The 13,449-nt window shown below is 49.4% G+C and carries 9 protein-coding genes, 1 tRNA gene and 2 pseudogenes; 11 read left to right on the forward strand and 1 reads right to left on the reverse strand.

The features are described 5' to 3' along the window. The 9 genes and pseudogenes from MiSe_RS42875 to MiSe_RS42915 all read left to right on the forward strand — a co-directional run. The coding region (locus MiSe_RS42875; RefSeq protein ID WP_226592359.1) for a tetratricopeptide repeat protein at positions 1-1,298 on the forward strand (1,298 nt) is incomplete at its 5' end. An 85-nt stretch (positions 1,299-1,383) separates the two neighbouring features. Next, positions 1,384-2,301, forward strand: a complete 918-nt coding sequence (locus MiSe_RS42880) for a histone deacetylase family protein (protein WP_226592379.1) — start codon at positions 1,384-1,386, stop codon at positions 2,299-2,301. Positions 2,302-2,452: 151 nt separating this feature from the next. Continuing rightward, positions 2,453-3,589 carry a glutamate--cysteine ligase gene (gene gshA, locus MiSe_RS42885; RefSeq protein ID WP_226592361.1) on the forward strand — a complete coding sequence of 379 codons (1,137 nt, stop codon included), beginning with the start codon at positions 2,453-2,455 and terminating at the stop codon, positions 3,587-3,589. A 313-nt stretch (positions 3,590-3,902) separates the two neighbouring features. Beyond that, complete coding sequence (locus MiSe_RS42890) at positions 3,903-4,364, forward strand: tRNA (cytidine(34)-2'-O)-methyltransferase (protein WP_226592364.1); 462 nt, start codon at positions 3,903-3,905, stop codon at positions 4,362-4,364. Between the two features lie 909 nt (positions 4,365-5,273). Further along, entirely contained in the window at positions 5,274-7,484 is a 2,211-nt protein-coding gene (locus tag MiSe_RS42895; protein WP_444980622.1) for a peptidoglycan DD-metalloendopeptidase family protein, read from the forward strand. A gap of 146 nt (positions 7,485-7,630) precedes the next feature. Next, positions 7,631-7,704 (forward strand) — tRNA-Met (locus MiSe_RS42900). A gap of 580 nt (positions 7,705-8,284) precedes the next feature. Continuing rightward, positions 8,285-8,458 (forward strand): annotated as a pseudogene (locus tag MiSe_RS53345) (Arm DNA-binding domain-containing protein); the annotation flags it as partial. 80 nt (positions 8,459-8,538) lie between these two features. Next, positions 8,539-8,802 (forward strand): hypothetical protein, encoded by a 264-nt coding sequence (locus MiSe_RS42910; RefSeq protein ID WP_226592369.1) that lies wholly within the window; start codon positions 8,539-8,541, stop codon positions 8,800-8,802. 136 nt (positions 8,803-8,938) lie between these two features. Then, a pseudogene (locus tag MiSe_RS42915) lies at positions 8,939-9,478 on the forward strand (site-specific integrase); the annotation flags it as partial. 167 nt (positions 9,479-9,645) lie between these two features. Here the strand turns inward: MiSe_RS42915 and MiSe_RS42920 are convergent. Then, entirely contained in the window at positions 9,646-11,724 is a 2,079-nt protein-coding gene (locus tag MiSe_RS42920) for an amylo-alpha-1,6-glucosidase (protein ID WP_226592373.1), read from the reverse strand. A 220-nt stretch (positions 11,725-11,944) separates the two neighbouring features. Here MiSe_RS42920 and MiSe_RS42925 point away from each other — a divergent pair, with 220 nt between their 5' ends. Both MiSe_RS42925 and MiSe_RS42930 read left to right on the forward strand, forming a co-directional pair. Then, the gene (locus tag MiSe_RS42925; RefSeq protein ID WP_226592375.1) at positions 11,945-12,556 is read left to right on the forward strand and encodes a peroxiredoxin; all 612 of its coding nucleotides are present in this window, start codon (positions 11,945-11,947) and stop codon (positions 12,554-12,556) included. Between the two features lie 137 nt (positions 12,557-12,693). Then, complete coding sequence (locus tag MiSe_RS42930) at positions 12,694-13,230, forward strand: peroxiredoxin family protein (RefSeq protein ID WP_226592377.1); 537 nt, start codon at positions 12,694-12,696, stop codon at positions 13,228-13,230. The last annotated feature ends 219 nt before the right edge of the window (positions 13,231-13,449 follow it).

The following is a 13,449-nucleotide window of genomic DNA, read 5'->3' on the forward strand; positions in this document are numbered from 1 at the left end:
GAAACGGATCGGAATCAAACTTAGCTACATTGTCAACCCTGTTCACCGCAAGGATGGCTACATCTATGCATGATGCCGATATTTGCCCAGATTTACCTAGAAATTATGTTTCAGTTACTCACCCCAAGTTGGCAAAAGTATACACAAATCGAGGGCAAGCCCGTGCTGCCTTGCAAGACTATCAGGGAGCCATAGAAGATTACAACCAAGCTTTGGAGATTAATCCCAACTTTGCAGAAGCTTATATCCATCGGGGACTTGCCCGCTTTAACTTGAAAAACCAGCAGGAAGCGATTGAAGATTTTAATCAGGCTCTGCGGATTAATCCCAACTCTGCTGTAGCTTACCTCAATCGGGGTATTGTACGCTATGACTTAGGAGATCAGCCAGGAGCAATAGAAGATTGCAACCAAGCACTGCGGATTAATCCTAACTCTGATGCAGCCTACAACAACCGGGGACTTGCCCGCTGGGCCTTGAAAGACGATCGGGGAGCGATAGAAGATTACAATCAAGCTCTAGCGATTAATCCCAACCTTGAGAAAGCCTACCTCAACCGGGGTGAGAGTCACCGCCTTCAAGGAAACAATCAAGGAGCAATAGAAGATAGCAACCAAGTACTGCGGATTAATCCTAACTCTGATGAAGCCTACAACAACCGGGGTCTTGCTCGCGGCGCCTTGAAAGACTATCAGGGAGCAATTGAGGATTATAACCAAGCCTTGCAGATTAATCCTAACCTTGACAAAGCTTACAATAATCGGGGTCTTGCCCGGGACGGCTTGAAAGACTATCAGGGAGCAATTGAGGATTATGACCGGGCACTGAGGATTAATCCCAAATCTGACGCAGCCTACTGTAACCGGGGTAATGCACGCTCTATGTTGGGCGACGATGAAGGAGCCATAGAGGATTATAACCAAGCGCTGCGGATTAATCCTAACCTTGCTGATGCTTACTTCAACCGGGCTTTGTGCCACCCTAACCATGAGGCAGCGATAGCGGATTACAATCAAGCACTGCGAATTGATCCTAACTATGTCAGAGCCTACTTTGAGCGAGGTAAGTCCCGCTACGCAATAGGCGACCAGATGGGAGCAATGGAGGATTTTAACCAAGCTATTAAGATTAATCCTAAGTATGCCGAAGCTTACGGCAATCGGGGTCTTGTCCGCTCCTTCTTGGGCGATAAGCTGGGAGCAACTAATGATTTACAAAAAGCTGCCAATTTATATCTTGACCAAAGCGATATGGAAAAATACCAAAAAGCGCTAGACCTGATTAAAAAGATTCAGTAGTAGCTGGCTGTTATGACTGAGCTAACCCTATTCAATGTAAGTCTTGAAGGAATCAGCGATCGCATATTCAATCCAAAATTACCCGATGGACTTGCCAATTATCTACCACCCCGACTACGTCGCACCCCTCCCGGAAGGTCATCGCTTCCCCATGCCCAAATTTCGGCTACTTTATGAATTACTTCTATCAGATGGCGTCGCCCACCCCGAACAATTCCACACCCCCAAACGTCCCCCGCAAGAATGGATAGAATTAGTCCATACTCCCGAATACGTCCAAGCTTACTGCGAAGGAACCCTCGCTCCTAAAGCGCAACGACGCATCGGTTTACCCTGGACTCCCGCTCTGGCGAATCGTACCTGCGTCGCCGTTGGCGGTACAATATTGACAGCGCAACTGGCACTAAAGTGCGGTTTAGCCTGCAATACCGCCGGTGGAACCCATCACGCTTTTCCCAGTTATGGTTCTGGTTTTTGTATTTTCAACGATTTAGCGATCGCATCCCGTCTGCTCCAACATCTCAACCTCGTCCAAAAAATCCTCATCGTCGATTTAGACGTACACCAAGGCGACGGTACTGCCTTTATCTTCCAAAACGACGAAAGCGTCTTCACTTTCTCAATGCACTGCCAAGTCAACTTTCCCGGTACCAAACAAAACAGCGATTTAGATGTACCTTTAACAGAAGGAATGGAAGACGATGAATACCTGCAAACTTTGGCAAATTACCTACCAGATTTGCTGTCAAAAGTCAAGCCAGATTTAGTGTTGTACGATGCAGGAGTTGACCCCCATGTGGGCGATCGCTTGGGTAAATTATCCCTCACAGACAGAGGACTGTTCCGCCGCGAGATGCAAGTTTTGATTACCTGCATCGCCGCAGGTTATCCCGTCGCCTGCGTCATCGGCGGCGGCTATGCTGACGATATGAACTCCTTAGTTTATCGCCACTCTTTACTTCATCGTGCCGCCAGCGAGGTCTATCGCCAATACCGACTTTAGTGCCAAACTATGGGCAGAGGATTGATATTGTTTTTCTCGATACAGTTTGGCAGAAGGTAGTGGGATTCCCATTACCAATTACCCATTACCCTCGTTCCCCAGGCTTACGCCTGGGAACGCCATTACCAATTACCCATTAAAGGACAAAACCGTGCTGCTATCGAAAGGCTTTGAAATTGAGATGTACACCGGCACCCCCCAAGGGGAAATAGTCGGACTCTCCGATCGGATTGTGGCAGATTTGGACGGATTTGTATACGAGCCAGATAGCCGCAACGTCGAATATACCACCGCACCCCTGTGTTGTTACGATCGTTTGCTCTGTGCTTTGGTGCGTCCTAGACAGCGACTGCGCGCCTACTTAAAGCGATTGGGAGACTATACCCTAATTCCAGGCAGTTCTTTGTCTTTGGGTAGAAGCGATGTCTTTTACCGTTCCGACCCGAACAATCCGTACCACACTTACATCGAAAATACCTACGGCACGAATGTGGTTACCGCCAGCGTCCACATCAATATCGGCATCAACGACCCAGAATTACTGATGCGCGCGATTCGTCTCATCCGCGTCGAAGCACCCTTGTTCCTCGCCCTCAGTGCTTCTTCTCCCTTTCTCGATGGTCGCGCTACTGGATATCATTCGAATCGCTGGGGCGTTTTCCCCAAAACACCTGCTCACGTCCCCTTATTTGAAAGCCACGCCCATTTTATCCGGTGGACTGAGCAACAACTAGACGCCGGGACTATGCAAAACGTGCGTCACCTTTGGTCATCGGTGCGACCGAATGGCAACCGCCGTCCTTATGACCTCAATCGTTTAGAATTGAGAATCTGCGATTTGATTGTAGACCCGATTGCCTTGTTAGCCGTCACCGCATTTTTAGAAGCGCGTCTGGTACAGTTAATCAGCGATCGCAGTTTAGACCCCCTAAAACAAAGCCAGTTTTCCGCAGAAGATTTGCTCGCCATTACCGATGCTAACGAAGATGCTGCGGCCAGAAATAGTCTCGACGCCCAACTCAAACACTGGCAAGACGGCAGAACCCTCCTCGCCCGCGACTGGATTGAAGAAGTTTACCACCAAGTCTGGCCCATTGCCAAAGCACAAGGTTTTAGCTGCTTCCTGTCACCCCTGAAAAAAATACTCCGGGAAGGCAACACCGCTCAACAGTGGTTAAAACTGCACGCCAGCGGCGAAGACTGTCATAGTATTATTATTCAAGCGATTAAAGGAGCGCTCGTCCAGGAAATGGAACTCGAAGATAAATTGTGCCAGCTGGCGGCCTAATTCGGGCAGGTGGGCAGGTGGGAAAAAGGGACCCACGCGCCCAGGGGAATTTGAATGTACATTCTCCTGAAGCTCCCCATCTCCCCATCTCCCCATCTCCCCATCTCTCCATCTCCCCATCTCACCTGCTCACCTGCTCACCTGCTCTTGAGCCCCATCCCCCTTGGCGCATCAAAATATTTAATCAATCCGATCCCTAATTGTTATATTAGAAAATTATATACTTTTCCTCTATCTTTAGGTAGATTTTTGGATGCTGAAGGCGATTAGCCACCGGCGCTTTTGTGTGTAATTGAGGAAATTTCGAGATTTTATGGGGCAGATTGTGTTAATTAACCCGCAAATTCCGCCAAACACTGGCAATATCGCCCGTACTTGCGCTGCCACCCGCACGGAGTTACATTTAGTAGGGCCCCTGGGCTTTGAAATTAGCGATCGCTATCTCAAACGTGCTGGTTTAGACTATTGGCCTTATGTTAACTGGCGCTATCACCCCTCCCTACAAGACTTTCAGGCATTTCATCAGCAACGCGGCGGACGTTGGATCGGTTTCAGCACTTCTGGACGATGCAGTTATGTAAAATTGCAATTTCTTCCCGATGACTGGCTGCTATTTGGTAGCGAAACAGAGGGACTCCCGTCAGATGTATTGAAAGCTTGCGCTGAAACTGTGTATATTCCCATGAGTCAGCCTGGTGTCCGCAGCTTGAACCTCTCGGTAAGTGTAGCAGCAGGTTTATTTGAAGCGAGACGGCAACTCGGCTATTTAGAATAAGTTAGTTCCCTGTATTGTATCCGGCTAATTTTTTTCCAGCCCCAGATCAAACAGGCGACGCTTTGATTGTAGAGACGAGGGAGAAATGGCTATTTTTCTACTAAAATTACCTCAACAGCATCCAGTTATCTACTCCGGGACTGCTGTCGCTATGATAAGAAATTTATATGGCGATCCCGGTTGCCAGCCCCACCTCGATTGATAGATATTATTCATTTTGAACCACCCTGAGTAAAACGAGGCCGGGATGTAGTAGGTTGCAATATCAAGCTTTTTAGCTTTTTACTGCCAACGGCAATTAGCAACTGCAATCTGGGGCATACGTAATTCTACGGATGTTGTTTTCCGATAAATTGGCCTAAAGTCGCTTCTGTTCTCTCACGAGTCACTGGTTGTTAGATACGCAAGATGTTCCTACACCCACGCAGCAAAAAGATATTCTTTTCCCAAGTCGTTCTTCGGCAACCAAGGGGTTGGGAAGAAAGGATATGTGTAAAATGCTACAAAAGGATTGGGGAACTGTTTCTGACCCGTTAGCAAGAGCGCGGCTGTTGTTGGCTCGAATGCAGCCAAACAATAGGCTCTGGCTGGATCTAGAGGCTATTTAAAGATTGCCTAGTTGTGTAATCTTGTCTAAATTCAGAAACCAGGGTACTCTGACCTAAGTAATATTTACTGTCAGTGATCAGGATCAATTTTCCTAAGGATCCAAGTCATAGACTGGTAAGTTAGACAGCATAAATCGGGGAAAGTTAAGCGCTAGTCATCACAGGAGGTCGTTCTTTGAAACGAGTATTGACGCAAAAGGTTAAGCCAATTCCAGCCTGTGCCTTCCTTGATCGTGCAGCGGAGGAAAACCTGAAGTCATTGCCAAGCGAGGGCAATCTTCGGGTGGGCAGAAGCGCTGCCATGATTGGCTTGGCCATTTCAGTGGGTGCGTCTAGCCTGTTGCTACCACAGCAGGGAGAAGGTGCGATGGCTACCGAAGCAACAGACGGTAGTCCGGTATCAACAGTTCCCGCACCTGCAACCTCGCCAGCAGTGGGCGAGACACAAGGGCAGCCCATCATGGCAGCAGCAGAGATCATGCCCAAACAGCCGGCAATTGGACACCAGGATCGGGAAGGGCAAACCATTGGGTCAAACACTCAAACGAACCAGGTTGAGCCAACCTTCGCCGCCGAGACGAAGTTGCCAGCTTTGAGCGCAACGAGTGCAGCCGCTCCCAGAATACCGGCGTTGATGGAAAAGAGTCAGGGGATTTCTGCTCCAGAGAATCCACTCTTGGGCATCGCACCGGCTATCTTGCAAAGAGCAAACGGCTACAGCAGCGATGCGGCTAGCAGGGATAGCTTCGCTGCGCGCCTCGGCAGAGTTACCTCTCCTTACAAGCCGTCAGTGGCACAAGAATCATCGGCAAGCGTTGCAGCCACAATTCCCAATCCGGTTAACGACCTGTTAAAAGCCAAGCAAACAGTTGCAATCGACCGCTTGAGGGATTCATCGAACCGTTTAAGAAGCAGTCTGGCGGAGTGGAAGTCTGAGGAGTCTACCAATTTACCAGCTCAAAGTACCGAGCCATATCAACCCTACGTTCCTAGCTATGTCAACCCCGTTGTCCCCTCACAACAAGAGTCGGCAGAGGTGGTGGATGGGCAAGTTGAGGCGTTAGGAAGTGCTAGCGTTACCGAACCGGCAACAGAACCAGTTATATCTGGCATACAGCCACAGTGGGAACAGCAAAACGCTCGCGTAGAAGCATTACCCCAGGTTGTCGTACCCGAACCAACGGGAACCGAAGCGATGACCGCGGTTTATCAAGTACAACCGGGAGACACCCTCAGCGGCATCGCCCAGCATTACGGTGTAACAGCAACGGTGCTGGCTCAGGCAAATCACATCGACAACCCGCACCGGCTTCAAATTGCTCAATTACTGGCAATTCCTCAAACCGAGAAAGGCGGCACTACCCTAGTAGCAAACGCCCAAAACTTGGGAGCCCACCTCAGAGAAACAGCCTACATTCGTCCGGGGCAGCAGTTGCCTGCAAGTGCATCTTGGCTCACCAACGTGGCGGTGCCAACCAAGCAAAGAACGTCTTCAACCCTGGCGCTGGCAGTTGTTCCAGGTTTAGTCATCGACCCAGATCGCGATCGCAATTTAGGGCCGACGGTGCCATTGTCAGATGAAGCTTCAGTGCCTCTGGCAGCATCTGGTGACGCTAACTTGGGTACAGATTTTGCCCCACCAAAGTTCAACGGTACTGGAGTTAAGCAACTGGCAGTAGGGGAACCTGAAGCCAAGTACTCTGACGCGGAAGATAGAAGCGCGATCGCCGCCAAACCAAAACAGCAAAACAATCCCTACATCGAACGACTGCGGGCAGAACTTTCTCAACTGCGCGACCAGTATCGCAACGGGCAAGCAAGCTTCCGCCACCAAACAGCAAACGCTCCCGCTCCCTCACCCATACCTGCTGCCCCCGTCAATCCCGAGTTCGATTCCCGCCGTTATAACCAGGCATTACAAGCCGAAATTGAAAGAAGAGCCGCCAGCGAGCGAGCCAACCTGCCTCAAACTCCAACTTTACCCAGAACCCAACCACCAACGGTTGCTACCGCACCCTTGGGAGCCGAACCCTATCAACCCTTCCAGCCTTCCAGGGGACAAATGGTGTCTCCCGATCTACCGCCCCTGGGCGACCCGAATCAATACCTGCCCGGTGGCTCCCAAAACTTGAATGGGTTGATGTGGCCGACGCGGGGAGTCCTCACCTCTGGTTATGGTCGTCGTTGGGGACGGATGCACCGAGGAATCGATATTGCCGCTCCAACTGGCACGCCGATTTTCGCCGCCGCTCCCGGCGTCGTGGTTTACGCCCGCTGGAATTCTGGCGGTTACGGCAATCTGGTCGATATCAGACATGCCGATGGCAGCTTGACTCGCTACGGCCACAACAGCCGCATTTTCGTGCAAGAAGGCCAAGTCGTCGAGCAAGGACAGCATATTTCTGCCATGGGCAGCACCGGCTTCAGCACCGGGCCGCACCTCCACTTCGAGATCCATCCCCCCGGACGCGGAGCAGTCAACCCAATGGCTTTCCTGCCCCGCCGTCGCTAAAACCTTAAGGTGACTGGGAACTGGGGACTGGAGACACCAAAAGTCTTCAGCTCACCCCAAACCCATTTCACCCCTTGCCAATTTTTGATTTAACCAGGTGCAGCTATTCCAGTTTTTATTTGTTTTGTGCTAATCTAATAAAGCTTGGCTCAGTAGCTCAGTAGGTCAGAGCAGGGGACTCATAAGCCCAAGGTCGTTGGTTCAAATCCGACCTGAGCCATCGAAGAAACCACCCATTCAGCAAGGATTTGACCAGATCCTAGCTTTTTGGTTTGGGGGTTTTTAGGTCAGTTTGGGGCAAAAATTGGGGTAAAATTAAGGTAAAAATTAGTACAATTGAACTATAAACAGTCCCCATGTACTCTGAAAATTCCTCTGTTGACACTCCCCGGCGTACAGCCTTGGGGATTCTTGGTTCAACGAGTCCACTTACCACAATCTAGTTGCCTAAATTATGCCAGAGATGGTTCTCTCCCCAAGCTTTCATCCCATTTCAGAGACCTGTTTCGGTATGCCCTACCGTACAGTTTCACCCCTTAAACTTTGGTTTTCTGGTACTTGGCGCATGAACATTTTACCTGTTGGTGCTTTTCCCAACAGAACCCTATATGTTCAGTTTTCCAGGTGCGTTACTCCTGGGAGTACTGGGTTTTTAATGTGGTTGATTAACCTGACCACAAAATTATTATTTCAGGTTTGAAGAGGAGTGTGTATAAAGTTTACCAAAATTATCAAGCCGTCCTAGAAGGACGGGGCTTTAAACCCAATTTTTCGGTAAAGCCTCCAAAGGCTCTGTTCGTCTCAAGATTTCCCACGATCGGATCCAGCTTGTCTTTACCGTTGCAGGCAAACGCCACTACCTCTCCACGGGACTAGCAGACACTCCCGCAAACCGTAAGGTAGCAGAGCGGAAAGCTGCTGCGATTGAGGATGATATCTTCAAGGAAAAATTTGATCCGACGCTGCAAAAGTACAAGCCACAGTCGGCATTAAGCACCATTACCCCAATTTCTACCCCAACTAACGAGCCACCCAAAACCTCGCTGCTGGAATTATGGAACCAGTACACCGAGTTTCAGCGTCAGCATTTGGAGGAGACAACTATCCTCCGGGACTACGGAAAGATCGAGAAGCGGATTGGCAAATTCCCCAAGCAGTTCCTGGAAGATGCCGTCGATGTTCAGACCTACCTACTGAAAAATTATTCTGCGGAAGTCGCAAAACGAACCCTCAAACATCTGAGTGCTTGCTGCAATTGGGCAATGAGGAAGCGGTTGATCCCAGAGAACGCTTTCAATCAGCTAGCCAAGGAAATTAAAACCAAAAAAACGAGCCGAGTGTCCCGCAAACCCTTCTCCCGATCTTGTGTGGCATCAATTATTTCTGCGTTTGAGGATAACACTTATTGCTCTAAATACGCTTTGGTTGCCCACTCCTACTATGCTCCCTATGTCAAATTCCTGTTTCACACGGGCTGTAGACCAGAGGAGGCGATCGCTCTCCGGTGGAGGCACATCGAGCAAAACCGCATTCATTTTTGTGAAGCTGTGGCAACGGATGTTCGGATTAGGAAAACGACTAAAACAAATAAACCTCGGTATTTTCCCATCAACGCTGAACTCCAAACGATTCTTGAAGCCATCAAGCCGGAGAACTGGAAAGCCGATTCCCTCGTCTTTCCCGCTAAGAACGGCAAGGAATTAGATACCCACAATTTTCTCAATCGGGTTTGGAAACCAACTGTTCAGCAGTTGGTGAAGCAGGGGAAGGTGAAGGAATACTTGCCTCAATATAACTGTCGGCATACCTTCATTACGCTTTGCTTGGAGGATGGAATTTCGTCTCGTAGGGTTGCGGACTGGTGTGGCACATCGGTTCAGGTGATTGAGGAACATTATGCAGGGGCGATCGCTCACATCCAGGTTGCTTCATTCGGGTTGGGGCAAGCTGAAGCATCAGATGATGCTGAGATTCCACCCACGTCATCCACCTAAACCCCCTGAATTTCTCTGAAAACTTTATGATAGCGATCATAAATCTAAAGCAGGAAAAGGGAGCGCTGCTCACCTTTCCCCCTTGCTCCAGAGAGTTTGATTCTCATTCTCTTCAATGTGACAGTTGAGGGTGGGGAATGTGGGTTTCAACTGGGTCAATGGTAAAATCAATTGCGCCAGTGACGAATCAGTTCGGCGACAGACCAAGCTTGAGCAAAAGCGCCTTTGGGCAGGTGGGGCGGATCGGCATCAAAGATTTCGGAAACAGAACCCAGACAAGCTTGGTGCTGGAAGTGATCGAGTAAAGGTTGCCAATCAAAGGGAACGGGTTCGCCTTGGTAGAAGCGTTTCCAACTAGCGATAAACGCGCCGATCAACCAACTCCAAACAGTGCCTTGATGGTAGGCGCTGTCCCGCTGCTTGGGGTTGCCACCGTAGTGACCGATGTATTTAGGGTCGGCGGGGTCTAGGGATCGCAAACCGTAGGGAGTGAGCAAGCGATCTCTTGCCAGCTGCAAAACCCGTCGTGCTTGATCCGGATCGAACCCGCAATGGGAAAGCGACAGCGCCAAAACTGCATTCGGGCGAATGCTGGGGTCGGGTTGGTCATCTGGGGAAATCGTATCGTAGAAATATTGCCTGGTGGGATTCCAGAATTTTTGCAGCGATTGCTGTACCTGCTGGGCTTGCATCAGGTAGCGCTCGCGCTGAGCTTGTAACTTCTCGGCTTTTTCTGGCATCTGCGCTGACAATCTTTCTGCCCACTGGGTTGCCCAACACAAGGCTGAATACCACAGCGCGTTAATTTCCACGGCTTTACCGCAACGGGGGGTGATGGGATGACCGTCAACCACTACATCCATCCAAGTCAGCGCCACACCCGCAGCATCCCAAGTCAGCAGTCCGTCGGTGGCATCGACGCGGATATTGTAAAGCGTCCCGCCGCAGAAAGCTTTATAAATTTGCCGCACGGTGGGATATTGCTCGACTAAAAAATCCCAATCCCCGGTTGCTTCCAAGTAAATTCCCAAGACTTCGATCCACCATAGGGAAGCATCGATGCTGTTATAGAAAGGTTCGCCTCCCGCATCTGGAAATGCATTGGGAATCAATCCGCGATCGCAATAATGACCGAAGGTTTGCAGCAAGCCTTTGGCGAGGGAAAAGCGCTGTGGTACGATTGCCAATCCAGGCAGGGCAATTAAAGTATCCCTTCCCCAGTCGTTGAACCAAGGATAGCCTGCTATGATTGTCGGCCCGCTAATCGAAGCGCGGTAGGCGATGAATTGCTCCCCAGCACGTAACAATTGCCGCCAAATATCATCGTCAGTTGTTGGTTGGTTTTCCGGTGACTGCTGTGCCAGCAATGCCTGCTCAAAATCTTCTGCGCTCAAAACAGCTTCGGGTGCGGGCCATCCCACTTTAGCTTCAAAGATGACAGTATCTCCCGGTTGTAGGGTGACGGTTATATAACCAGGACTGTAAAGGTCTTCGCGATCGCCCAACCCTCGCAGGGTTTCTTCCGGATAGCGATATCCCCAATACCACACCCCCTCCGGTTGATAATCTCCCCGACTCCAACGCAATTGCCAAGGCGTCCCCACCCATCCCGGACGAATTGCTTGCAGACAAACTTGCCCTTGCCTGACTAATTGGGAAAATTGCCATTCTGGTGTCGCAGATTGCTGGTGGTGAAAATTGCGATCGCCGATTAACGGTCGCAGCCTTAATATAGCCGCGTCAGCCCCATCGTAACGATACCGGATCAAAATGGAATTGGTAATTGGTAATTGGTGATTGGCGATCGAAGGTGGGGAAGAAATTACTTCCAGTTCCTTGTCCCCGTCCTCTTCACTCCCCGCGTCTCCACAGCCTCCCCCATTACCCATTACCCATGACCGATTACCCAAACCATCAGGCATCACCAACTCCCGCTTCAGTTGCCAATTTTCCCAACTCCAAACCCAAGTTGGCACTGGGTCAATCGTAAAAGAACGCAGCTGTTGATAACCCAACGGGGAAATCGTATTACTCTGCCAAAAATTCGTTCCCAGTCCCCAAACTCGCCCCGCCACTTCCAAACTTGCTTCTAAATGCGACAGCAACAGCGTCCGCTGACTCGGTGGTTCAAGTGCCGCAATTAACCACCCGTGATAAGTACGAGTACGGGCATCGCATACCGTCCCGCTGGCAAAACTGCCCAATCCGTTTGTGAGTAACCATTCCCGCGTATCTAAATTATCCATATCTTTATCTTGTGCTGCTATCCCAGAGTCTCGGAATTACTCAAAATCGTTATGAGTATGATATAGTCGGAACAGATCGTAAATGATCGGTCTTGGCGCCCAAGGGTAAGTTTGGTCAGGAGAAGCTGGCAGCGCAGAAATCCGCTAGAAGACCTGCCCTTACTACCTTACCTGGAAGGAGCGCACGAGTAGAAGGAAAATCATCAAGGAGAAATAGTTCATGCCCCTAAGTTACAGTTCGGAAGGATGCCTGCGAGTGGGTCAACCCGCACCTGACTTTACTGCAACGGCTGTACTCGATCAAGAATTCAAGACAATTAAACTGTCGGACTATCGCGGCAAGTACGTAGTGCTGTTCTTCTATCCGCTTGATTTTACCTTTGTTTGCCCGACCGAGATTACAGCGTTTAGCGATCGCTACGAAGAATTCAAGTCGATCAACACCGAAATCCTAGGCGTCTCCGTGGACAGCGAATTTTCTCACCTCGCCTGGATTCAAACCGACCGCAAAGAAGGCGGTGTGGGCGATGTAGTTTATCCCCTAGTTTCCGATATCAAAAAAGAAATCAGCGCCGCTTACAACGTCCTCGACCCCGATGCAGGCGTGTCTTTGCGCGGTCTGTTTCTGATCGACAAAGAAGGGATGATTCAACATGCTACGATCAATAACTTGTCCTTTGGTCGCAGCGTTGATGAAACCCTGCGGACCCTGAAGGCAATTCAATACGTTCAGTCTCACCCCGATGAAGTTTGTCCCGCTGGTTGGCAACCCGGTGACAAGACTATGACTCCCGACCCAGTCAAGTCCAAAGTTTACTTCTCTGCTGTATAAATACAGGTAATTGCTCATTGGTAATAGGGTAATTGCAAATTTAAGATGGCAGATTGCAGATTGAACTAAAATCTAAAATCTAAAATCTAAAATCTAAAATTACCCATTACCTATTACCCATCACCGATTACCTACTTATGCTGAATTCGACAGATTTTAGCGGTTTAATAAATCAGCGGGTTTTCCGCAATTTTTGGCCGATTCCGGCTACGAATAGTTTGAAGTTGGGAGAAAGAACGCCCGATTTTGAATTGCCAGATATTACTCGCGGACAGTCGGTTAAATTATCGGATTATCGAGGTAAGCAACCCGTTGTGCTGGCTTTTACTCGCATTTTTACAGAAAAACAATATTGCCCTTTGTGCTACCCCCACATTATAGATTTGAATCGAAAGTACGAGGAGTTTACGAGTCGGGGGGTAGAAGTTTTGATGATTACCAGTACGGATAAACAACAAAGCGAAAAAGTTGTCCAAGATTTGGGGTTGAAAATGCCTTTGTTGAGCGACCCTAGTTGTAAAGTTTTTCGCGATTATCAGGTGGGTCAGGCATTGGGTGCGCCTTTACCTGGTCAGTTTGTGTTAGATAAAGATGGGAGATTGCGCTATAAGCATTTGTTTTCGTTTCTCGAACCTAATGGTTCGGTTGAGAAGTTGCTAATGGCTAATGGCTAATGGTTAAATTGGAAAATGAACCGCCAAGACGCCATAGACAAGGGTAGCGACTTCCCCAAGGGTAGAATGCCAAGAAGAGGAATACATCTCTCCAAAAAAGAATCTCTTTGGCCTGCAGGATGCCTAACCCACAAGATTTATGGCAGAGGTCTATTAGACTGGTGCAAAAAAGAATCTCTTTGGCAGGCAGGATGCCTAACCCACAAGATTTATGGCAGA

The sequence above is a fragment of the Microseira wollei NIES-4236 genome (genome assembly GCF_020521235.1).
Lineage (GTDB): Bacteria > Cyanobacteriota > Cyanobacteriia > Cyanobacteriales > Aerosakkonemataceae > Microseira > Microseira wollei.

Excerpts from the sequence above, each read along its gene's own strand:
- MiSe_RS42880 (WP_226592379.1), top strand. The coding sequence starts at position 1,384 with ATGGACTTGCCAATTATCTACCACCCCGACTACGTCGCACCCCTCCCG.
- MiSe_RS42890 (WP_226592364.1), top strand. The coding sequence starts at position 3,903 with ATGGGGCAGATTGTGTTAATTAACCCGCAAATTCCGCCAAACACTGGC.
- MiSe_RS42895 (WP_444980622.1), top strand. The coding sequence starts at position 5,274 with ATGATTGGCTTGGCCATTTCAGTGGGTGCGTCTAGCCTGTTGCTACCA.
- MiSe_RS42910 (WP_226592369.1), top strand. The coding sequence starts at position 8,539 with ATGGAACCAGTACACCGAGTTTCAGCGTCAGCATTTGGAGGAGACAAC.
- MiSe_RS42920 (WP_226592373.1), bottom strand. The coding sequence starts at position 11,724 with ATGGATAATTTAGATACGCGGGAATGGTTACTCACAAACGGATTGGGC.
- MiSe_RS42925 (WP_226592375.1), top strand. The coding sequence starts at position 11,945 with ATGCCCCTAAGTTACAGTTCGGAAGGATGCCTGCGAGTGGGTCAACCC.
- MiSe_RS42930 (WP_226592377.1), top strand. The coding sequence starts at position 12,694 with ATGCTGAATTCGACAGATTTTAGCGGTTTAATAAATCAGCGGGTTTTC.